Below are 23,228 nucleotides of genomic sequence, written 5' to 3'. Positions count from 1 at the left end.
AGCATTTCGATGCAATCCCCATTTTGGAGGTCACCGCAGTAATGAAATACCGGATAACAAAATCATTAGTACTCTTAAGTGCGTTCCTGCTCCTGTTTGCGTGGCATTTCTCCGGCGCCCAGGTAGACCAGGGCACCATCACTGGTGTTGTTCAGGATACGAGCGGAGCCGTGATTCCAAATGCGGCCGTTACCCTGACCAATATCGATACCAACCTCGTGCTGCAGGGCACGACCGACGGCAGCGGCGTGTATGTGTTCTCACCTTTGAAGGTGGGACGCTATAAGGTCAGCGCTTCAGCGCCTGGCTTTTCCACGACGACGCAGGAGAATCTGCAGCTGGACGTGCAGGCCCGGCTGAACATTGTGATCAGCCTTAAACCCGGTGTCGCCACGACGCAGGTTGTGGTCAACACGGCGCCTCCACTGATTCAGTCGGAGCAGGGCTCTGTCGATCAGGTGATCAGCACGCAGGCGATCAACAACACGCCGCTCAACGGACGCAACTGGGTGTACATCGCTCATCTGACGGCCGGTGTGGCTCCATCCGTCAGCAGCCAAAGCAGAGGCGGCGGCTCGGGAGACTTCTTTGCCAACGGGCAGAGAGCGACACAGAACGACTTTATTCTTGATGGCGTCGATAACAACATCAATGTCATCGACTTTATGAACGGCACCAGCTACAGCATTCGCCCTCCCCCGGACGCGCTTGCCGAGTTCAAGCTGGAGACATCGAACTTCAGCGCGGAGTTTGGCCACTCGGCCGGCGCAGTGCTGAACGCCAGCATCAAGTCGGGAACGAATCATATTCACGGAAGCGCATGGGAGTATGTGCGCAACACCATTCTTGATGCCAGAGACTGGACTGCGCTGAGTATCCCCGCGTACCACGAGAATCAGTTCGGAGCTACGCTCGGTCTTCCCATTCTTAAAAACAAGATGTTTTACTTCGGCGATTTCGAAGCGAACCGGATCACCTTTGGAGCGACATCGACTCTGTCAGTGCCCACGGCGCTGATGCGCCAGGGGAACTTCTCAGAGCTGCTCAACACTGGCCTGACAGGTCAGGCCAGTCCGATTCAGCTCTATGAGCCGAACTCCGGCGGGTCAGCGATGCTGCAGTGCAGCGGCCAGAACAACGTGTTCTGCACGAACCAGATCAATGCCACCGCGCAGCATCTTCTGAGCCTGTATCCGATGCCGAATACGAATGGCGGAAAGATCATCAACAACTTTACCGCCACGGAAAACGACCGCAATAACACGTTCCAGTGGGATCAGCGGCTGGACTGGAACCCCACGAGCAAGGATCAGGCCTTCGTCCGGCTCAGCTATTCTCACGTGCAGGCGACTAACCCTGAGGCGCTCGGAAATATTCTGGGAAACAGCTCGGCGCAGACATCGGCATTATCTGAAAACGTGACTGGCAGCGAGACGCATATCTTTACGCCCACCTTTATTAACGAGGTGCGCTTTGGATACGACTACGGTGCATTCTTCAACCTTCAGCTGAACTACAACAACCCCAACATTGCAGGGTCGCTTGGGCTGGGAGGGGTTCCATCGGGAGCCGACTTCCCGGACAACGGCGGTCTTCCTTACGTTACGATGACCGGCCTGACGTACTTTGGAAGCTTTGGATATACACCGTCGGTCGAACACCAGAATACGTATCAGATTCTCGACAACGTGACCAAAATTGTCGGCAATCACTCGATCAAGGCCGGCTTTATCTTCCAGAGCATTCGCATGGCGTTTCTGCAGCCGCCTAACTCCCGAGGAAACTATAACTACACCGGACTGTATACCAGCAATCTGGGCGCGAGTTATACGGGATATGCCGCCGCGGATTTCCTGGCGGATCAGATGTACAGCGGTCAGATATCCAACGAGGCAACCACGAACGATGCGCGGTGGTATCGCTCCGCATATGTCCAGGACGACTGGAAGGCGACCAAGAAGCTGACCCTGAACCTGGGTCTGCGGTATGACTACTATCAGCCGTATAAGGAGAACGCCGGATACCAGGCGAACTTCGTCCCTGAAAATTTCCATCAGATCGGAACAGGGACAGCGGTCTATCAGATTCCGACGAAAGCAAGTAGTGTTCCGCTTTCGCCTACCTTCCTTGCCCTGGCCCAAAAGGACAACGTAGCCATACAGTATATTGGCAATCAATATCTGCTGAATGCGCAGAAGGGGAACTTTGCGCCCCGCTTCGGAGTTGCGTATTCGGTGGACAACAAGACCGTGGTCCGCGCGGGATACGGCATCTTCTATGGAGGTCTGGAGAGCTTCGGCGGCAACAATCTCGGCTCCAGCTTTCCGTTCTCCTTCAGCAGCACAATCACGGCACCCAGCTGCACCGCATCCGGGGGCTGCCCTTCTGCCGGTTATTATCTGGCTACCGGCTTTACCAGCCTGGTCAGCAGCGGTTTAAGAAACTCCGTGTCTTCGCCTCAGATGCAGAGCATGGACCCTCATTCGCAGACCGCTTACACCATGAACTACAACCTGTCTGTTGAGAGGGCAGTGTCGGGCAATCTCTCGGCGACTATCGCTTACGTGGGAAATGTGTCCCGGCATCTTGAAACCGTCGATAACCCCAACGGTCCGAATGCGCTGGTCAATCCTGCAAACTCGTATCTTCAGGCGCTGCCTTTCCCCGACTTCGGGCAGAGCAACCAGAACCTGTTTGCCGGCGTGAGCAACTACAACGGCCTGCAGACAAAGCTCGAGAAGCGTTACGCATCCGGGCTTTCCTTTCTGACTACTTACACGTATTCGCACGGCCTGGATAACAGCTTCAGTCCGCTTACCAGCGGAGCCGGTACTCCCCGCAACTCCAACCTGATTCCTCTGTCCGATGAATATACAAACTCGCTGTGGGATGTGCGGCACCGCTTCACCTTTAATGGATATTACGAGATCCCTTACGGAGCAGGCCGCGCGCACCCCATCACCAACAGGCTGATCGATGCGTTTGCAGGAGGCTGGTCCACCAGCCTGACATTCACGGCGCAGACGGGCAATCCATTCAGCGTGACACCCGACATCACCACCGCTCCGGCCGGACCTCGCGGGCAGGCACGGACGTTTGTGGTGCGCGATCCCTTCAAACCTGGAGGCTCACCTGATCCCTCGAACCCAGGGGTCAACTGCGCAGCGCATACCCGTACCAAAACAAACTGGTATAACCCATGCGCGATGGCGAATCCATTACCCGGCACGCTGATCAGCCTCAAGCCCGGTCCTGATGGGTCACCGTTCACTCCTCAGGCGGGGTATTCGTATCCGAAGTACACCACAGGACTGGCCGATGCCTATGCCTTTCTCGGCGGCCGGGCCTATCAGGTGTACGGTCCCGGATACGAGAGGATCAATATGTCTCTGTTCAAAAATTTCACCACGTGGCGGGAGCAGTATCTCGAGCTGCGCGGTGATGTCTTCAACATCTTCAACCACCCATCCTGGGGCAATCCAAGCGTCGTTACGGATGCCTCGAATGGAGGAGCCATCACCGCGGCAAAAGTATTTCAGTCCAACACACCAGACGCCCGGTTCATCCAGATATCTGCGAAGTATATTTTCTAAAAAGAGCTTCCACGGGGAGTCTGCCGTCATGGCAGATTCTCCGCGGGAGACGTACAATTCGACGGAACACAGGAAGCAGCGAGACCATCAATGGATGCGATCAGCAGGGTTGCACATGAGCGGGCTATTACCCGGCGCGACTTCCTGCGGTCTGTAGCCATTGCCGGCGCGGGCTCGCAGCTATTCAGTTTTGCGCCTGCACTTGCTCTTCAGCCTCAGCGCGACCGCAAGGTAGTGGTCGTTACCTTCGGAGGAGGAGCCCGCGACAAGGAGACGTTTGCCGCGGAAGGCCAGGAGAATATTCCGCATCTGATCCGCGAGCTGATTCCTCAGGCTACCTTCTTTACTCAGGTGGTGAATCGCGGAATTCTCGGCCATTATGTGGCCAACGCCAGCATCGCGACCGGTGTTTACGAGCGCTTCGATAATTTTGCGCACGTTGCGCCGGAGAATCCGACAGTATTCGAATACTTCCGCAAAGGTCTTCGGCGTCCGGCACAGGACGCATGGGTGATTGCACCCAGCAATGGCTTTAATCGGATTGGTCAGAGCAGTGGAGCGCTCTTTCCCGGCGGTTATGGCGCTGAAGTGGTGCTTCCGAAAGAGCTGCTTGCGTCTGCCGCGCAGCGGGAAGATATGCACCCGGAGAGTCTGGATTTTCTTCTGCAGGATAACTATGAGAATCCATTTCTGGTGTCACCGTCACTGCATGCCGACACGCAACTCGATCGTCTCCAGCAGATTCTCCGCATCTCCGTTAAGGAGATCATTGCGCATGCCGGTACGTTATCCAGCGCGGATGAGTTGTCGGTCTTCGTGATGGAGCAGGTGATGCGTCAGTTTTCACCGAGCCTGCTCTGGATCACGCTGCATGACATGGATGTCGCGCACTCCGGCGCCTACTCCTTATATATAGATGCCATCCAGCGCACGGATCGGCTATGCGCGGAGATATGGCAGAAGATCGAATCGCATCCTGAATACAAAGGCCGCACCACACTTGTGATTCTTCCGGATTTCGGCCGTGACTCCGATTTTGACGGAGCAGGCAATGGATTTCAGCATCATCGCACCGGTGACGCCTTGTCGCGCACGACGTGGATCATGGCGCTTGGCCCCGGCATTCGTGAGAACTTCACGGTTGACAGGCCGGTGGAATCCGTCGATCTGGTTCCGACGATCGGCTCCTGGATGGGATTTGAAACACCTTACGCTAAAGGCCGGCCTGTCACGGAGATTTTGTGATTCGGCCGCAGACACTCACGGTGAAGAGCTTTGCGCACTATCCCCCGCAGGCGCAGGCTTTCATCGCCGATCATCTGGCGGTGCTGCAGCAGATTCCGGTTCCGCTGCTTTCCATCCTGCTCGCTCAGATCATTCACTATGACTCGCGCTTTCCCGCCGAGCAGCAGACGCTTGCCCGTCAGCTTCATTCTCTGAAAGAGATGCTGGCGGCAGAGTTCGCAGCGCTGATGGCTCCGTTTGCTGCTCTGGAGCTTCCGGATGATCTGGCCCGGATGGACTGGGTGCAGAACCCGCGCCGGTTCAACGAGCGCCTCAGCGCTTCACTTTGGTCCACGCATCAGATCGATGCCTATCGCGAGGCGGGGCATAAATATGAGGAGCGCCTTGCGGATGCATTGAATGGCGAGGCTCCGGCCATTCCACGGTTGGCGATTGTCATCGTTGGAAACGGCGCTTCGCAGACAAGCCGTACGCTCTTTCGCGATCTGCGTCCTCATGGCGCTCTGTTCACCGCAGTGCAACCGGCCGGAACATTCGACGCGCTCGTTGCCTGCGTCAACAAACGGGCACAGACTCATCCCGAACGCTATGCCCACTGGTATATCGACGGAGGAACCCCGCGCTCTGACTGCGGCGAAGCCCAGGGGATCACGGTCATGTCGTACAGAGAGCTGGCCGCTTTTGCGTTCAAAGAGCTGAATCTCATGAACCGTTTCGCTGGGAATCCGCAGATGCAGACGCCGGCAGGACCGGAAGAGGTGACGTCGTATATGGCCTCTCTCGGGCCGGCCGACCTTGGCTTTTCGGAAAGGCAGGGTGATCCCGTTCTCCATGAATTTGAGACCAGCATATTTACAGAGGGAGCCGGCACGCAGGTCTTCAGCACAACATTTGTTCAATGGAGTGCGCGCGAAGCTCTGCGGCGGGCGCAGCCTGTGACGCTGCTTGCCAGGTTCTGTCCAAGACAAATGATGGCGCCGATGAGTGTTCTGCTCAAACGAAACCCTTTTACCCAGGCGATGGACCCGCAGGGCTCGCTGATCGACGCGGATATGGGAGCCTGGTATACCTGGATCAACCAGGCGCGTCTGGCAGGGGCCGACCAGGCGCGATTCCTCGTATGGTTTGAAGAGCACGAGCTGGCACTGGCAATCTCTCCTTCTCTGCCGCGTGGAACAGTATCGGCGTCGGCGGTTACTATGCAGCAGGTTTTGCAATGGATGGACTAACTCATATTTTATTTATTTGATAACTTCCTTATGAATATATTGATTCGGACCAGTAAGTGGATGCCGCTCGGCATCCTTGTGTGCAGCCTTGCGCTGCCGGCGCTCGCATCACATGTATCGGCTGACAACGGTGGAAGAGAAGCGAATGGGCAACCCATCGCTGCGCAGGTGCAGCGAGAGACAGACGCACTGGCCTTCACGGTGCCTGGCTTTAAACCGGGAAGGAACAGTGACGGCGATGCAAAATTGTTGCTGCAAGATGTGTCCTTCGACGGTGCGGCGGTTTCAACGGGCAGCCTTCATGTACGCGAGCTGAGTGATGGCGTGCAGGAGATCACCGGAGAGGCCCCGAAGGTGGGTGTCTGGAAGTTCGCGGTCAATGATGCGGCGGATGGGTATTACGCATTAGGTGAACGGTTCAATTCGCTCAATCATGCCCATCAGATTCTGGTGAACAGCTCGCAGGACAATCCTGCTGCGAAGGGTACTGATACATATAAGCCGATTCCGTTTTATATGAGCACTACCGGATATGGTCTCTGGCTCGATACCACGGCAGAAGCGACCTTCGACCTGAATGTAACTTCGCGGGAGGATGTGTGGGTTTCGGTTCCGGGGAAGAAGCTTCGCATCGTTTTCATCGCCGGTCCTGCATTTCCGAAGATACTCGATCGATTTACCGCGCTTGCCGGACGATCGATTCTTCCTCCTTACTGGAGCTTCGCTCCCTGGGTAAGCCGCGATTACTATCCCAGTGACGCAGAAGTAGAAAAAGATATTCAGAAGACGCGCGATCTTGGCCTGCCTGCCAGCGTGGTGCTTATCGATTCTCCGTGGGCGACCGGCTACAACAGCTATATCTTTAACCCAAAGCAATTCAGCGATGTTCCTGAGATGATCCGGAATATTCATGAGAAGGGCTACAAGCTGGTCCTGTGGCACACCTCATGGATCAACAACAGGACCAAAACTCCGGGTGAAGTGGGGTTCGCGGACAAGATCGACGTGGAGTCGTCGAATTATAAAGAGGCCGCTGCCAAAGGCTATTTTGTTAAGGACGCTTCGGGAAAGCCTTATGCCGCTACATGGTGGAAGGGCCAGGGATCGATGATCGATTTCACCAACCCTGAAGCCAAAGCGTGGTGGCAGGCACAGCTGGAGAACGTCGTTGCACAGGGTGCGGATGGGTTCAAGGACGACGACGCGGAAGGAAACTTTCAGGGCAGCGCGAGATTTGCAGATGGCACCGATCCGCGGCTTATGCGGAATAAGTACACCGTGCTGTACAACAATGCCGTGGAAGAAGTGCTTCAAAAGAAACTTCACGGCAACGGCATTCTGCTGATCCGCTCAGCTACTGTGGGAGATCACAACCTGGCATTTCTGTGGGGTGGAGACAACGAAGCCAGCTTCTCCACTGAGAATGGACTTCCCACTGTGGTTACGGCCGGACTTGGCGCAGGGCTCAGCGGCATGCCGCTCTGGCTCGCCGATCTCGGTGGTTATCTGAAGACCGCTTCCACGCCTGATCCGCGGTTGTTCATGCGCTGGACCGAATACAGCGCATTCTCGCCGGTGATGGAGACGATCAGCACGGCTAACCTCGATCCCTGGGATTACGGCGCGGAGGCGCTGGGGAACTACCGCAAATATGCGGTGCTGCATATGAGCCTCTTTCCGTATCTCTATGCCGCCACGCAGGAGGCATCCCGCACGGGCATGCCGATTATGCGCGCTCTCGTGCTCGAATATCAGAATGATCAGCGCGCGCGGGAGGCGAAAGACGAATATCTCTTCGGCCCCGACTTCCTTGTGGCTCCGGTCATCGACGAAAACACGTCGCGCGTGGTGTATCTGCCGCCTGGAGAGTGGGTCAATTACTGGACCGGTGAAGCGCTGCAGGGTGGAAAGATCGTCATTGCCGATGCGCCGCTGGAGACGCTGCCTCTGTATGCGCGGGCATCTGCGATCATTCCGAAGATTCCGGAAGATGTGATGACGCTGGTTCCCGGCGATCAGAGCGGCAACACGTCGATCAAATCGCTCGACGATCGCCGTGTCTATGAGCTGCTGCCCGAGGCTGCTGACTCCGGATCAGTCGGCATCACGGACTTCGAGGGCCGCAATCTTACGCGCAGCGCGCACTCCCTCACCATTCAGGGTAAGCCTGCCGATGTGACAGTACGCTGGCGCTTCGGGAAGGTGCATTCGGTCTCGGTCAACGGATCGGAGATTACGGTACAGAACGGCGCAGATGGCCCGTATGTCGAGTTCAGGCATAAGGATCACACGACCATCGCCTGGAACTAAAAAGAAAGCCGCGCCTTATAAGGGTCGCGGCTTTCCAGCTACAGAGTCAGAAGACATCTTCTGCGGTATCTCTCCGGCATGGAGTTATTCAAACTATGCCGAAGAGATACCGCTTTGTTATTGAGCAGAGGGAAGAAACTGCAGATGATCGGAGAGTCCGAGAGCGCTGTCGGCCTCGTAAACGCGTGAGAGCGCGCTGCGGAAGTCCGCCTGATCGAGTACATCGCCCGCTGCCGTCACCGGATTCGAAATGGTAAGCCGGCGCGGTGCAAGGGCGATCATCAGGTCATCCAGATCGTAGTGAAGCAGCACGCCCGGAATGACAGACTCGGTGACGCCGCGATGTACCGGAACATCGACAACAGACTGATAAGAGATCAGACTGTGGTCGAGGGTGATGGCCGCGATGCGGGAGTCGAGCACGGCGGCATGCAGAAGAACCACTCCCGATGAGCCCTCGGCGAAGGCCGAGATATCATGCGTGTTTGTCTGCGGCTGCGCGGCAAGCCAGTTGACGGCCGCGAGATCATCTTCAGCGCGCATGCCCACAAATGTTTTGCCGATGAGAAAGGCACGCGACGTCATGGGCAGCATGGTGCCCATGGTAGGCCGGTCCTGATCGGTGCTCTTCGGCCAGGGCAGAGGAGTGAGCGCGAGAACCACCGATCCTTTGACCGCAGTCTGTTCGAAGGCGCTGCCCGATCCCGTCCATGTCTCGACCGGACGAATATCGGTCATGAGAAGTGCGGGGTGACGCCCGGCGTTTTCCGGAATGGCAATGCGCACGGGCAGCAGCAGGCCGGTGCGGCTGTGGAACATGCCCGTCTTCAGCACATAGCCGTCATGCTTTTCCGTGGTGGTGAAGTCGATTGCGGGAATGCTTCGATCGGCAGGTTCCATGCCGGTGACCCTGAGGATCTCCCTGCGAAGGCTCGTCTGCAGCTTTGCCAGCTGAGCGTGGCTGGTGACATTTGCCTTTGGAGGTTCGACCATCTTTGCCTTTTCCCGGTTGATCTCATAGATCGTTCTGCCGGGAAGCGCAGTCGTCACCTGTCCGGTCGTGGTGCAGAGCAGCTCCTTTGCCGGCGGCGGATGCAGCGCGGTCATGTCGGGCTGCGCATCGCTGTTAGCAAGATGCTTCATAAAAAACGAAATGATCTGCGGCATCAGCGGGCGTATCGCTCCATGATGACCGGGTCCGGTAAACCACTGAAGGTTGTCTTTGGCGCCGTAAAGGGAGTAAAAGCGGGCAGCTTCGTCGTGTGTAGCGCGCGCACCGGCGAAGGGAAACATATCTTCGGTGGTGCTGATCATGGCATAGGCGCGCGGCGCAGCCAGCTCCACCCAGTCGGCAAAGTCCAGACCGCTTTTGGTGAAGCTGGGAATCACCTGCTCGCCGTCCTGCGGCCCGATGGATTTGAGAAGCTCTTCGGTAGAGGTTAAGTAGCAGGCAACGGCGCCGGCCTTCACGCGCGTATCGAGAGCAATGAAGTATGCGGAGAGCGTTCCGCCGCCGGAGCAGCCGAAGGAGCCGATGTTGTTCATGTCGATGTCGTGCCGCGTGGCAAGATAATCGACGCCGCGCATCGCGTCCCACACCATATAGCGCGAGACGTGATCGCCGGTCAGCGAGATGGGAATCTGCGCCTGCGAGTGTTCATCGGGACCAGCCCAGGATTTGCCGGTAGCAGGATTCATCGCCTGAAGACGCTCTCCCGATCCGAGCGGATCGTAAGCCAGAACCGCGATTCCGTTGCGCGCCAGCACGGAGCCCATGCCGAAGCCGCCGAGCTTGCCGAAGGGGCCGTGTCCGGCGTGAACGACGACCGCCGGGAAGGGCTCGTGGCCGTGATCGGGTATGTAGAGATTGGCGGTGACGTGATAGCCAGGCAGGCTGTCGTAGATGATGCGCTCGATGTGAAAGCCGTCCTGCTGCAACGTGCCGACGACCTGTCCGTTCAGCGGATCGTGATTGTCGGGCAGCCCGCCGATGAGCCGGAGAATGGTCGCGCGAACCGCGGCCTGACGGGCTTCAGCCTGTGCGCGCGTATGAATCTTTGCGACCTCATCGCGGCGCTGATCGAGGAACGGCTGCGTCATGCGATTCAGCACGTCTTCATAAGTCGGCGCGGAAGGTGCAGCGGCCGTCTGCGCGTGACACGCGGCTGCGCCCAGCCACAGGCAGCAGGACAACAGGGCGAGTGGCAGCGGCCACTTCAGCCGGAAAGATGTTTGCGATGCTGCCCTCTTGCCGGGCAGGCTCGGCACTCTATGCATGATTTGTTTGCTCCTGACGGGGCCCGAATGGCGGCTGCATTCCCACATAAAAAATCACCCGCCGCATGGGCGAGTGAATCCTAGCAGATATTCCGTAATGAAACAATTCACTGGCGGAACCATGCGTCCGGCCTGTATAAGGTTGGCTCGGGACAGCATCCTGCCATTCAGGGAAGGTTCATGAATCTCTATCCTCGCCGCCGCCGCTCGCGTTTTGTGTTTACAACCCTGTGTCTGGGCCTGCTGTTCTGGTTCACAAACAACATACATGCGCAGCCGGCGCCTGCCGAAACGCAGGACGCGCTGGCGCAGAATTTTCTTCATCCGCCGGATTCGGCGAAGCCGCGAGTGTGGTGGCACTGGGTGAATGGAAACATCACGCAGCAGGGCATCACAGCCGATCTCGAATGGATGAGCCGGTCAGGGATTGGCGGGATGCAGATGTTCGACGGCGATCTTGGTGTGCCGGTCTTCGTGGACAAGCCGCTGCTGTGGATGACGCCGGACTGGAAGGCTGCATGGAAGCATGCTGCCGCCGAAGCCGATCGTCTGCACCTGGAGATGAGCATGGCGGCTTCCGGTGGATGGAGCGAGAGCGGCGGTCCCTGGGTGAAACCGGGGCAGGCGATGAAGAAGTATGTGTGGAGCGAGACAGAGGTGCACGGTCCGCAGATGTACAGCGGCAGACTGACGGCTCCCCCGCGAAACAATGGAAAATTTCAGGATCTGGTTCCGGTGCCGGACGGCACAATTCCGTCTGTGAGCGGGCTGCCAGGAGCAAGGCCGCAGCCCCCCGCGCCACCATCGCCGGAGCTGCCCGATTTTTATGCGGACACGGCGGTGATTGCGTACAGGGTGCCCGATCAGGAAATCGCGATGACGGATCTGCATCCGAAGGTGACGACGAGTGCCGGCGATCTGGATGCATCGGCGCTGATGGACGGCCACTTCAAAGATATATTTGTTCTTCCGCTGCCGCCGAACCGGAACGAGGGCTGGATCGAATACGCCTTTGCGCAGCGGTTTCGCACCAGTTCGGTTTTGATCGCCGCGGCATCGACACAAAAATTCGGACCGCGCGCGCTGCCGGATGGTGAAGTCCAGGCCAGCGACGATGGGCAGACATGGAGAACGCTGGTCGAGCTTCCTGGTCCGCTGGAATCGCGCTCCGTGAATCTGAGCCTTCGCACTTACACCTATCCGGAGACGGAAGCGAAGTTCTACCGCGTGCTGCTGAAGCCGCCTGCAGGACCGCGGAGGCCGGGGCTTCCGCATGAGATTCGCCTGACTGAGCTTCGGTTCTATTCCACGCCGCGCGTGAACGATTGGGAGGACAAGGCCAGCTTCGGCACGCTCTATGAAGATGCCTCCACGCCTACGCGCGATGTACCGCAGAATGAAGTGATTCGCAAGACGGACGTGGTGGATCTGACATCGAAGATGTCGGCGGACGGAACGCTGCACTGGCAGGTGCCGGAGGGCCGCTGGCGTATTGTGCGCTTCGGTTATTCGCTTGAGGGCGAGGTGAATCATCCGGCCACCCGCGAGGCAACGGGTTTCGAAGTAGATAAGCTAAGCCGCGCCGACGTGACGGACTATCTCAATCACTACATCGACATGATCTCGTCGATGGCCGGGCCATACTTCGGGAAGAGCTTTCGCTACTTTGTGATGGACAGCTGGGAGGCGGGAGAAGAGAACTGGACAGAGGCCATGTTCCGCGAGTTCAGCGAGCGGCGCGGCTACGACATGCGGCCTTATCTGCCGGTGCTCACGGGCCGCATTGTCGGCAGCGCCAAAGAGAGCGATGCGTTTCTTCGCGACTTCCGGCGAACGATCGCAGATATGCTGGCCGATAACTACTACGGGAATGCCGCCGCGATGATGAAGGCGCGAGGCGTCGGCCTTTATGCTGAGGCCATGGGAACCGGCCTGCCCACAACCGGCGACGGTCTGATGAACAAAGGCCAGGTGACGATTCCGATGGGCGAATTCTGGACGCCGCCGCCGGATCATTCCGATAACCACTACAGCGACGTGAAGGAGACGAGCTCGGCTGCGCACATTTACGGCAAACCGCTGGCCGCAACCGAGTCCTTCACGACGGGTCCGTTTGTAACGCCGTGGGGAGAGTCGCCGCTCTATCTGAAGCCGCTGGCCGATGAAAACTTTGCACGCGGCATCAACCGCATCGTCATTCACACGTCGGTGCATCAGCCCTTCACCGATAAGGAGCATCGGCCGGGCCTGACGCTCGGACCGTGGGGCCAAAGCTACACGCGCAATATCACCTGGGCCACGCAGGCAAAGGCCTGGAACACGTATCTGGCGCGCTGCTCCTATCTGCTGCAGCAGGGAAGCTACGCAGCAGACGTGGCCTATTTCTATGGCGATGGCGCGCCGGTCACGGTTCCGTTCTGGAAGCCGATCCGGCCGGCGCTTCCCGCACATTATGGCTACGACTGGGTGAATGATGATGTGCTGCTGCACGGCGCAACCGTAAGAGACGGCAGCCTGCGCCTTGCCAGCGGAATGCAGTATCGCGTGCTGGTAATTCCCGATGACGTGCACAGCATGTCGCTTGCGCTGATCATGAGGATTCACAGCCTGGTCGAAGCGGGCATGGTGCTGCTGAGCCCGCGGCTGGAGCATGCATCAGGCCTTGAAGGCGGACCCGATGCCGACGCGAAATTTCAGAAGATCGCCGATGAGCTGTGGGGATCGGGAACAGAACACGCACTGGGCCGGGGCAGAGTGTACACCGGCATGGAGATCGAGAGCGTTCTTGGCAAAGAGGGTGTTCTGCCTGACTTCAGCTACGATGCTCCGCACAACGTGGGTCCGGAGATTCCGTACGCCATACCGAATGGCGCCAGCCCGGATGATCTAGTGTATCTGCATCGCACAACGAACGACGCGGATATCTACTTCGTCGCGACACAGAAGAAGCATGCCTTCGACGTGAACGTGAGCTTTCGCGTACAGGGCCGCGTGCCGGAGCTTTGGCATCCGGACACTGGCGACCTCGATGCTGCAATGTACAGCGAGCAGGATGGAAGAACCATCGTTCCGATACACATGGACCCGGTGGGCTCTGTCTTCGTGGTCTTCCGCAGAGGCGCAGCGCCGCCCGCGCCGCTTTTCGCAGAGGCGCAGCCGCTGGCTGTGCTGCCTGAAGACTGGAGCGTGAAGTTTCCCATGGCAGACGGATCTCCTGTGCAGACACACGACACGCATCTTGCGTCGTGGACGGAGTCGGCCGATCCGAATGTGCGGTACTTCTCCGGATCAGCAACCTATGCGCAGGATGTGACGGTTCAGCCGGAGTGGATTCGTTCCGGATCGCACATTCTTCTGGACCTGGGCGTGGTGCGGGAGATGGCTGAGGTGTTCGTCAATGGACAGCAGGCCGGAGGCGTCCTGTGGAAGCCTCCCTTCCGCACAGATATTACGGCGGCCCTTCATGCCGGAACGAATCACATCGAAATCCGGGTGACGAATCTCTGGCCGAACCGGATGATCGGGGATCTTCAGCCGGGTGTTGCCCACACGCAAACATTCACCGACTATCGCCCGTTCCGGCCCGATTCGCCGCTCATGCCATCCGGTCTTATCGGGCCGGTGGATCTGCTGAGCGCCCGGACAACGGCTCACTAAAAAAGCTCGCCGCCTTCAACAAAACGTGGGAGCAAACGTGCGTCCCGCAATGTGTTCTTGCATAGAAAGGCCGTGTCTTTTCATGAATTACATGAAACATATCGCGCCAAATCGAGAAACTTCTTGACACTTTTTCAGTGGAGTCGGTATTGTTCCGCTTCGGGAAAAGTTTCCTTTTTGAAACATGGATTTATGGGAGGTTGTACGTGAAAATCCGCACTTATCCAGGACGCCTGATCGCGACTTTTTCGATCGCTGTACTGGCGTTATGCATGGCTCTTCCGGTCCTGGCCCAGACCAGCAACGGCGCGATCTCGGGCACAGTGGCCGACACGGCAGGAGCAGTGATTCCGGCAGCCACGGTGTTGATCACCAACGAGGCGACCGGCGTTGCCACAACGGTGACGACCGACTCTGCGGGGTTCTACTCGCAGGAGGGCCTGGGAACGGGCTCGTATGCCGTAACGGTGACAAAAAGCGGCTTTCAGCAGAGCAGGACAAAGGGCATCCAGATCGATCCCGGCCAGCGGCGCGCCGTGAACGTCACTCTTCCGGTGGGAGAGGTCAGCTCGCAGGTGCTGGTCAGCGCCGATGCGGTGCAGGTGAATACGGAAACGTCAGAGAATGCCGGCACGATCTCAAGCAAGCAGGTCGATAACCTGATGCTGAACGGGCGCAACTTCCAGACGCTGGCTACGACGATTCCTGGTGTAGCGAGCACGACGGGCGCAAACCAGACGCTTGGCAGCAACAGCGATCTTATCGTCAACGGCAGCTCGGTCGAGTACACGACGTACACCATCGACGGTATCTACGACATGAACTCGGGAAGCCTGCAGGGTGTGAACGTGACGCCCATTGTGGACGGCATCAACGAGTTCCGCGTGCTGAAGGATAACTACAGCGCGAAGTACGGGCTTGCCGGCTCCGGCCAGGTGGTGATTGAAACGAAAAGCGGAACGGACGCCTTCCATGGATCGGCGTGGGAGTATCTTCGCAACGACGCAATCGACGCGGATAACTACTTTTCGACGATCAAGACTCCGCTGCGCCAGAACATCTACGGCTATACATTCGGCGGTCCGGTAGTGATTCCGCATGTATACAACGCGGATCGAAAGAAGACCTTCTTCTTCGCGTCGAACCAGTGGTTCAGCATCCGCGCCGGTCAGGTAAACCAGGGAACGTTCTTTTCTCAGGCCTTCCGGAACGGCGACTTCAGTCAGAGCCAGACACTTACCGGCGGCGCCTTCAAACTTGATCCAGGCAGCACGGCATTGCTGGCTTCCGAAGGGAAGACGAACTGCGTTCTCGGTCAGAAGACACTGAATACCGCGTGCTTCGACCCAACGGCGGTCGCCATCATGAACTCCTACATGCCGCTTCCCAACCACATTGTGGGAACCAGCTTCCTGAACTATCTGAACCAGGGAAGCCAGGTGACCAGCGAGTTCGACAGCCAGTATCGCGTGGATCATTACTTCAATCCGAACGAGCTTCTTGTGGTGCGGTACATGTCGTCGCCGACGACAGTCAACTATCCCGATGTTCCGCAGCAGGGCTATGTGGGAAGCAACATTACGGAGACGATTACGACTCCGGCACTCAATATGATGGCGCGGCTCAGCTCCACGCTGACGCCGAATCTCATCAACACGTTTGGCATTGCCGAGACGGAAGATCGTCCCAAATACTCCGCATCGAGCGGAAGCCTGCCATCGGGCGCGGTGATCAACCAGGCGTATCCGGGAGCGGATATGTACAACCGCATTCCGACGATTTCGATCAGCAAGGGCTATACGTCGGTCGGACTGTGGAACATTCCGATTCACGCCTCTGACGGTGAAGGCATTGTCTCCGACGATGTGAGCTGGGTGAGGGGCAGTCATGTTCTCGAAGCGGGCGGCGTCTACATGTTCGGCATCAAACGGCAGAACGTGTTTACCCGGCCCGAGGGCCAGTTCACCTTCACGGGCACGCATACAGGCGATCCGGCGGCCGATTATCTTCTCGGGCTTGATGCGACGTACTCTCAGGACAGCACGGAGCGGAGCGGCGCCTTCCACTATCGGCAGGGAGAAGCCTACGTCGAGGACACATGGAAGACTTCGCCGCGGCTGACGGTGAACCTCGGACTGCGCTGGGTGTACTTCTCAAGCGATACGGCGAGTGGAGACCAGGTGAGCAGCTTTAACCCGGCTCAGTTTGAAACAGCGCAGGCTCCGGTCATCAATCTGAACGGAACACTGGCGACCAATGCGCAGGGTCAGCCGGTCACGAGCTCCGGCAGCACAGCCAATACGCTCAACGGAATCATCTTTGCCGGGCAGAACGGCGTGCCTTCGGGATTCTTCATTCCAAAGAAAGATCTCTTGGGACCTCGCGTCGGCTTCGCCTACGATGTATTCGGCAACGGCAGCACCTCGATCCGCGGCGGATACGGTATTGGCTATACGCGTCTCCCGCTGGAAAATATCTACACATCGTTCGGTCAGAACCCGCCGTTCAATCACACGGCGAACCTGATCAACAGCACGATCACCAATCCCACGGCGGGCTCGGCTGCCGCGCTCTCCGCGCCGACTCTGTCGATCATTCCTTCGAGCTTCCGGCCTTCGCAGATTCAGTCATACAGCCTTACGCTGGAACAGCAGCTCACGCATGCTACGGTTCTGCAGGTCACATACGCCGGCAGCGTAGGCCGTCACCTCGAGCTGCAGACCGGCGGAAACCTGAACTTCCCTCTGCCTGTAGCGGCTCCCACCCTTGCTTCGTGCCCGACGAACGGTACGTCGGCCGAATATAACTTCGATCCCTGCATTAACTCAGGCGCGGTCTCTGCGAACTATACCCGTCCGTATTCGGGCTTCGCGAATATCAACAACATCTACGACGAAGGCGTGTCGAACTACAACGCGCTGCAGATGGGACTTGTACACCGATCGCAGAATCTGCAGGTCAACGCGGCCTACACCTATGAGAAGGCGCTGGCGACTGTAGGCGGCCATACCAATGGCGCAGGCAGCTCGATCGGCGGATCGGTGCAGAATCCGCGCAACTTCCACTCAGAATATGGGCCGCCCGACTATGACTTTACGCATGATCTTTCGGGATCGTGGGTCTACAACATTCCTTACGCGCATACTTCGCACAATCTGCTCAAGCGCTACGCTCTCGCAGACTGGAGCTTCGCGGGGCTGGCTCTGTTCCAGAGTGGATTCGCTCTGTCTCCCACACTCTCCACGTCGACGGCCGGACTGGCGACGCGTCCCAATCAGGTTGCGCCATACCAGCATGTCGGAAAGCTGACGGAGTGGTTCTCCACGGATTCGTTTGCAGCGCCGGCTCCGGGATTCTTCGGCGATGCGGCAAACGGAATCATTCGCGGACCGCACCAGGTCGGCGTGAACACATCGCTGTACAAAAACTTCCCGCTTTATGAGCGCCTTGCGGTGCAGTTCCGCGGCGAAGCATTTAATCTGTTCAACCATCCCAACTTCAGCGCTGTTACGACGGGATACGGCTCGGCAACCTTTGGCACGGTGACAAGCGCGCTCGATCCACGCATCTTCGAATTTGCTCTCAAGCTCATCTATTAGCGACAGATTGAAGTTGTTCCGGTAAGAATGCTGCAACGGGGCGCGGTTCATTCCACGCCCCGTTTTTTTTACGGCCGGGTACTGCCGGCGTGCTGCGGCGGTGACATGGACGCAGCATCGTCACTGTCCGGCAGGGCATAGCATCGCACCCAGTCCACATCGATCCATCCATCGGTCTGTGCATCCGTCTGCGTGTTGTAGTTGAAGAGCGCGGGCCGGGCGGCCTTCCACCAGCTGAAGTAGAACGGATTGGCGGAGCCCACAGACTGGAAGGATCGTCCATCGTCCACGCTGTAAGAGAAGGAGACCTGCTGATCGGCGACGTGCATCCGGAACTGGACATCCGCTTCCTGCAGAGGGACCACGGCCGTCGTTTTGCCGGAAGCATCTTCGTATACGATCTGACGTTTGCCTGCGGTCTGCTCGATACCGATTGAGCTGGCATGGAAGCCGAACATCACGAGGCCGGCACGCTCGCCATCTTTCATGCCCGATGTGTCGATGCGTGTCGTGAGATCGAAGGACTCGTGCTCCATCTGCTGTGTCAGCGTATTGCGCGCGTGAATCAGATCGGGAGCATACGAGGCCTTCAGGCGAAGATAGCCCGGGCGCTCTTTCAGCGACCAGTGAGAGTCATCGGGGTTGTGGTTCCACTCCCACTGCAGACCGAGCGTGGAGCTGCTGAACTCGTCTGAGGTTTGCGGCGTCTCGATGGGCCAGGTTTTGCCGACATCGGGCTTCGGCCAGTCGGCGACGGGCTGGCCGGCGGTGCCGCCGGGGATCGGCGATCCGATGATGGGCCATCCGTCTTTCCACTGCACCGGCTCCAGATAGAGGATGCGGCCGTAGCCTCCGCGCTGTGAGAAGTGAATGAACCAGCTTTGACCGCCCGGAGTGTCGACCAGCCCACCCTGGTGCGGACCATTCACTTTGGTCGTGCCCTGTTCGAGGACCGTCCGCGACTCCCAGGGGCCGTAGATGTTTTTGGCGCGCAGCACGGCCTGCGCTCCGGTTCCGACGCCGCCGAAGGGAGCAAAGATGTAGTAATAGCCGTGGCGTTTGTAGAGCTTCGGGCCTTCGAGCGTCGGCAGAAGCTTGGGGTCGTCGACGATGACCTTGCCGTCGTCGAGCACCTTTGTGCCGTCCTCACTCATGCGATGAAGAATGAGCGGACCGGCGCCGACCCGCGAGTGCACGAGGTAGGCGTTGCCGTCATCGTCCCAGAAGGGGCATGGATCTTCATAGCCCGGCCCGGCGATGACCGCGGCCGGTACCGTCCATGGACCTTTCGGCGAAGGCGCGGAGCTCATGAAGATGCCTTCCTTCGGAGTGGGGAAGTACACGTAGAAGCGGCCTTTGTGATAGCGGATGCTGGGCGCCCAGGCTCCCTGAGCGTAGCGGTTGCCCCCGACCATGCTGTATTTCGGATCGATATCGAGGCGGGGAAAGACATGGCTGACGATGTGCCAGTTCACGAGGTCATGCGACTCGAGGACGGGAATACCCGGCATGAAATGAAAGCTCGAAGCGACCAGATAATAGTTTTTTTCAAAACGGATGACATCCGGATCGGAGTAATCGGAAAAGAGGACGGGGTTACGGTAGCGTCCGTTGCCTTCGTCTCCCGATGCGGCATGAAGCACCGGGACGGTTGCGAGCAGGATCAGAAGCAGAGCCGGGAAGACGCAGAGAGAGCGCATGCTCGGGCGGAGCGTGCGAAACGGTGTCATCAGTCGGGCCATTCCTTTCTCAGGGTTAGGGCGTGCAGTATGTATGTTCGGCCAGCGGAGAGTGAAGACTGCTGAGAATCAGACAGCACTCACACAATGCACATGCCGGAGCGGAAAGAGAGGATGCGGCCGCGCTCGGCAGCCGCACCCTCCCGCTCAGAACGTCAGGCGAACGGCGACCTGCAGTTCGCGGTTGTCGCGCGCCGTCGACGAGATCGTGCCGAATGTCGAGCTGGTCACGTTCTGGCTGGGGAGACCGAACTGTGGATGGTTGAACGTGTTGAAGGATTCCAGACGCGTCTCCACGCGCAGACGATCGACGAGAGAAAAATCCTTGAAGAGGGAGAAGTTCATCAGATTGAGCTTCGGCTCACGGAGGAAGTTTCGCTCGGAGTCGCCGAAATCTCCCGGCGCGGGGTTGGCGAATGCGGCCTTATTGAACCATTCCTGGATGTTTTTGTGAAAGCCCTGCGGATAAGGATTGCCGACGAGATTGGCGCGGTTGGAGCGGCCTTCGTTGACGCCGCCGATATCGGTTGCGGAGATGGTGAACGGAAAGCCATTCTGAAGCTGATAAATGCCGTTTGCCTGCCAGCCGCCGATGACGGCATCCGTGAGACGCGAGGCATTGCCGAGGAAGCGCTTGCCGCGTCCCACGGGAAGCGCGGCGACGAAGCTGAGCGCAAAGCGCTGGCCCACATCATAGCTGGCGCGCGCATAGTCGGCTGCTATGTCGTGAGCGTTCTGCACGCCGAAGGCACCGCCGGCATCGCCGCCCACGGCCGCCGAGGTTGATTTGTCATCCATGATTTTGGACCAGGTGTAGACAGCCAGCAGCGTGAGGTTGGTGCTGCGGCGCTCCAGCTTGGCATCCATCGCGTTGTAGTTCGCCCAGCCGGTGAACTGCTCTTCGAGAATCTCCCCGAAGTTCTGATACGGCCGGCGGGCGAGAATGGTTGCCGAGGTCTGCGCAAGAGGATTGCAGTTGTGCGCGGCATTGCACTGCGTTGGCTGGTTGGTGTCGATGCGCTGGAAGAGCCGCGTTCCCTTATTCCCTTCGTAATCGACATCCAGCACGGTCGTGGGCGTAAGCTGCCGCTGAATATCGAGAGACCAGTCCTGAATATAGGGAACCTTATATTTCTGCGGCATGAAGAGATACAGCGAAGACTGCAGCGTGGATTTCTGCACAGGACCGAAGGTCGGCGCGGGGAAGAGATGGTCTGTGCTGATGGGACCCGGTGAGGTGCTCTGTGTGAAGTTGACGGAGTTGGAGTAAGGATAGAAGCTCGTCGATCCCTGGAACTCAGTCAGGCCGACAGTGTCGTAAAAGAGGCCGTATCCGCCGCGCACCACCCATTTATCGCTGTTGTTGACGCGATACGCGAAGCCGAGCCGGGGCGCGAAGGCTCCCCACGGGGCGGGACCGTCACCACGCTTGCCGTTGTAGAGATAAATGCCGTTGCCATACGTGGCAGCGACCTGCGGATTTGCAACGTAGAGAGCGCCGCCTGGAACGTTGTGCGTAAACCACCCGAACTGGTTCTGTCCCTCGTAAGGCGTGGCGTGGAACTCATAGCGGAGGCCCGCGTTGATGGTCAGACTGGGCGTGGCCTTCCAGTCATCCTGAATGTAAGGCGCGTAGTTTCTCAGGTGAAGGTGCACGGAGTCTCCCGTTAAGACGTTCGAGAGAGGTCCGGGGGTAGCTGCTCCGGCCGAGTCCGCATCGCCGAGAAGCATATCGGAGATCTGATTGCCGCTGAACTGGCCGTTGAAGGCCAGGCTGCCGGTCAGATTAGTGTCGTTCTTCGTGTCGAACTGCATCCACTGCATGCCGTAGCCGAAGTTGATGGTGTGTCGGCCGTGACTCCATGAGACAGCGTCGGAGAGATCCTCAAGCGGCTGATTGCCGATCGACGGCGTGTTGATATAGGAGCCGCTGCCCGCGTAAGCAATGCTATCGTTCGGCAGACCCGGATAGGTTGCGAAGCCGATGTTGGGATAGCCGTCGGCGGGTGTGTGAAAGATGTTCGAGATGCCCAGCGCGGAGAGGTCGCCGGAGGTGATGGGATACGGCGTCTGGCGTGCGAGGGCTTCCAGATAGCCGAAGCGGAACTGATTGACGAGGGCAGGAGTAAAGATGTGGGTATAGACCAGCGTGTAATTGCGTGCGAGCTGCGAGAAGTAGCTGTTTGAGACAGGATTGAGTCCGGCGGCGCCGGCGGGAACGGTGGAATAGAGATCGGACGTGGTGGCGCGGAAGAAGATCGAGTCCTTCGGGCCGAAGGTGTGATCGATGCGGTAGTTCTGCTGGTCGAGCGTGGTGGGGGTGGGGAGCGAGCCACCGAAGTTGAAGGCTCCGGTCTGGTTGGGAAGCGGAAAGAAGAAGGCCGGCTTGGCCTGGACGAGCTGGCCGAGGCGGGAGATGCGATCGGCCGGGATTGTGGTGACGCCGTTGGTCGAAGGGAAGGGCATACCGGTGGACGGATCGGTGATGGGGAAGGTGAAGATGCCCTTCAGCTGATCGGCTGTGGGGACGTTGCTCTGCACGGTCGTTTTGGTGCTGATGCGCTGCCCTTCATAGTTCGCGAAGAAGAAGGTCCTGTTCCGCCCGTTGTAGATTTTGGGAATGAAAACGGGACCGCCGAGAGAGTAGCCGAACTGGTTCTGACGCAGAGGCGCGACCGCGACCGGAGGGCGGTTGAAGTAATTGCGCGCGTCGAGGAAGTTGTTCCGCAGGTACTCGAAGACCGAGCCGTGGAAGGTATTGGTGCCGCTCTTTGAGCTGAGCGTGACCTGGTTGACGCTGTAGCCATAGGCCGCCGAGTAGGTTTTGGTCTGGAGCTTGAACTCCTGGATGGCATCGAGCGACAGGTTGAAGGCGGGCGTATTGAACTTCACGTCCATGATGCTGGTGCCGTCGAGGGTGTATCCGTTTGACGAGGTTCTGGCGCCGCCGACGGAGATGGCATTGCCCGACTCGATGCGGTTGGACTGCTCGCCACTGGTCTGCACAGCGCCCGGAGCGAGGAAGATCAGATCGGTGAAGTAGCGGCCGTTCAGCGGCAGCTCGGTGATCTGCTTCTCCGACACGACCTGCCCGACGCTGGCGGAATCGGTATCGAGGGTCAGAGCCGAGGCGGAGACAGAGACGGTCTCCTGGTGGCTGCCCACTTTCAGAGAGGCATCGGCGCGGACGGTCTGGTCGACCTGGAGGACGATTCCGGAAGTGGTCACCGTTTCAAAGCCGGCATCGCTGACGGTCACTTTATAGGTTCCCGGTTTGAGCAGAGGAACGGTAAAGTCTCCGGCCGGTGTGGTGGCAAGGGTCCGGGTTTCGGACGTCTCCTGGTTGGTGACCGTGACCTGTGCCGAGGGAATGGCCGCCCCGGTGGTATCGGTGACGTGACCGACAATACTTCCTGTTGTGTTTTGCGCCAGGAGCGTTCCGGTGCCGGCTACAGCCAGCAGCATCAGACACGCCCACCTCCGGATGTTCAGAAACGTCATGCTCTGTTTTCTCCAATCGTCCGGTTGCGGCTGGGAGGGGGAAGAGAAGAGGCCGTACCGAATCGCGATGGTTATACA

Annotated in this window: 9 protein-coding genes; 6 read left to right on the top strand and 3 right to left on the bottom strand. The window is 58.5% G+C overall.

Annotated features, from left to right (window positions below; translation table 11 throughout):
• Positions 1-41: 41 nt before the first annotated feature.
• From D0Y96_RS18690 to D0Y96_RS18675, 4 genes are all read left to right on the top strand, one after another.
• Entirely contained in the window at positions 42-3,593 is a 3,552-nt protein-coding gene (locus D0Y96_RS18690) for a TonB-dependent receptor (RefSeq protein ID WP_117303065.1), read from the top strand.
• Between the two features lie 90 nt (positions 3,594-3,683).
• Positions 3,684-4,838, top strand: coding sequence for an alkaline phosphatase family protein (locus tag D0Y96_RS18685; RefSeq protein WP_199480461.1), 1,155 nt, complete (start codon positions 3,684-3,686; stop codon positions 4,836-4,838).
• Positions 4,835-6,067 (top strand): hypothetical protein, encoded by a 1,233-nt coding sequence (locus D0Y96_RS18680; protein WP_117303063.1) that lies wholly within the window; start codon positions 4,835-4,837, stop codon positions 6,065-6,067. The genes D0Y96_RS18685 and D0Y96_RS18680 overlap by 4 nt, the downstream gene beginning before the upstream one ends.
• Before the next feature lie 30 nt (positions 6,068-6,097).
• Complete coding sequence (locus D0Y96_RS18675) at positions 6,098-8,377, top strand: TIM-barrel domain-containing protein (RefSeq protein ID WP_252263938.1); 2,280 nt, start codon at positions 6,098-6,100, stop codon at positions 8,375-8,377.
• 117 nt (positions 8,378-8,494) lie between these two features.
• Here the strand turns inward: D0Y96_RS18675 and D0Y96_RS18670 are convergent, their stop codons facing one another.
• Entirely contained in the window at positions 8,495-10,654 is a 2,160-nt protein-coding gene (locus D0Y96_RS18670; RefSeq protein WP_158562484.1) for an alpha/beta hydrolase family protein, read from the bottom strand.
• A gap of 180 nt (positions 10,655-10,834) precedes the next feature.
• Between D0Y96_RS18670 and D0Y96_RS18665 the strand changes: the two genes are divergently transcribed.
• Positions 10,835-14,311: a glycosyl hydrolase gene (locus D0Y96_RS18665; RefSeq protein WP_117303057.1), complete on the top strand. Its 3,477-nt coding sequence runs from the start codon at positions 10,835-10,837 to the stop codon at positions 14,309-14,311.
• Positions 14,312-14,517: 206 nt separating this feature from the next.
• A complete protein-coding gene (locus D0Y96_RS18660) occupies positions 14,518-17,910 on the top strand; it encodes a TonB-dependent receptor (protein ID WP_147325141.1) in 3,393 nt (1,130 codons plus the stop codon).
• 68 nt (positions 17,911-17,978) lie between these two features.
• Here D0Y96_RS18660 and D0Y96_RS18655 read toward each other — a convergent pair whose 3' ends face one another.
• Entirely contained in the window at positions 17,979-19,652 is a 1,674-nt protein-coding gene (locus D0Y96_RS18655; protein ID WP_252263937.1) for a glycoside hydrolase family 43 protein, read from the bottom strand.
• Positions 19,653-19,796: 144 nt separating this feature from the next.
• Positions 19,797-23,150 carry a TonB-dependent receptor gene (locus tag D0Y96_RS18650; RefSeq protein ID WP_117303052.1) on the bottom strand — a complete coding sequence of 1,118 codons (3,354 nt, stop codon included), beginning with the start codon at positions 23,148-23,150 and terminating at the stop codon, positions 19,797-19,799.
• Positions 23,151-23,228: the final 78 nt, after the last annotated feature.

The organism is Paracidobacterium acidisoli, assembly GCF_003428625.2.
Taxonomy (GTDB): Bacteria; Acidobacteriota; Terriglobia; order Terriglobales; family Acidobacteriaceae; genus Paracidobacterium; species Paracidobacterium acidisoli.
This window is presented reverse-complemented; position numbering and strand designations above follow the sequence as displayed.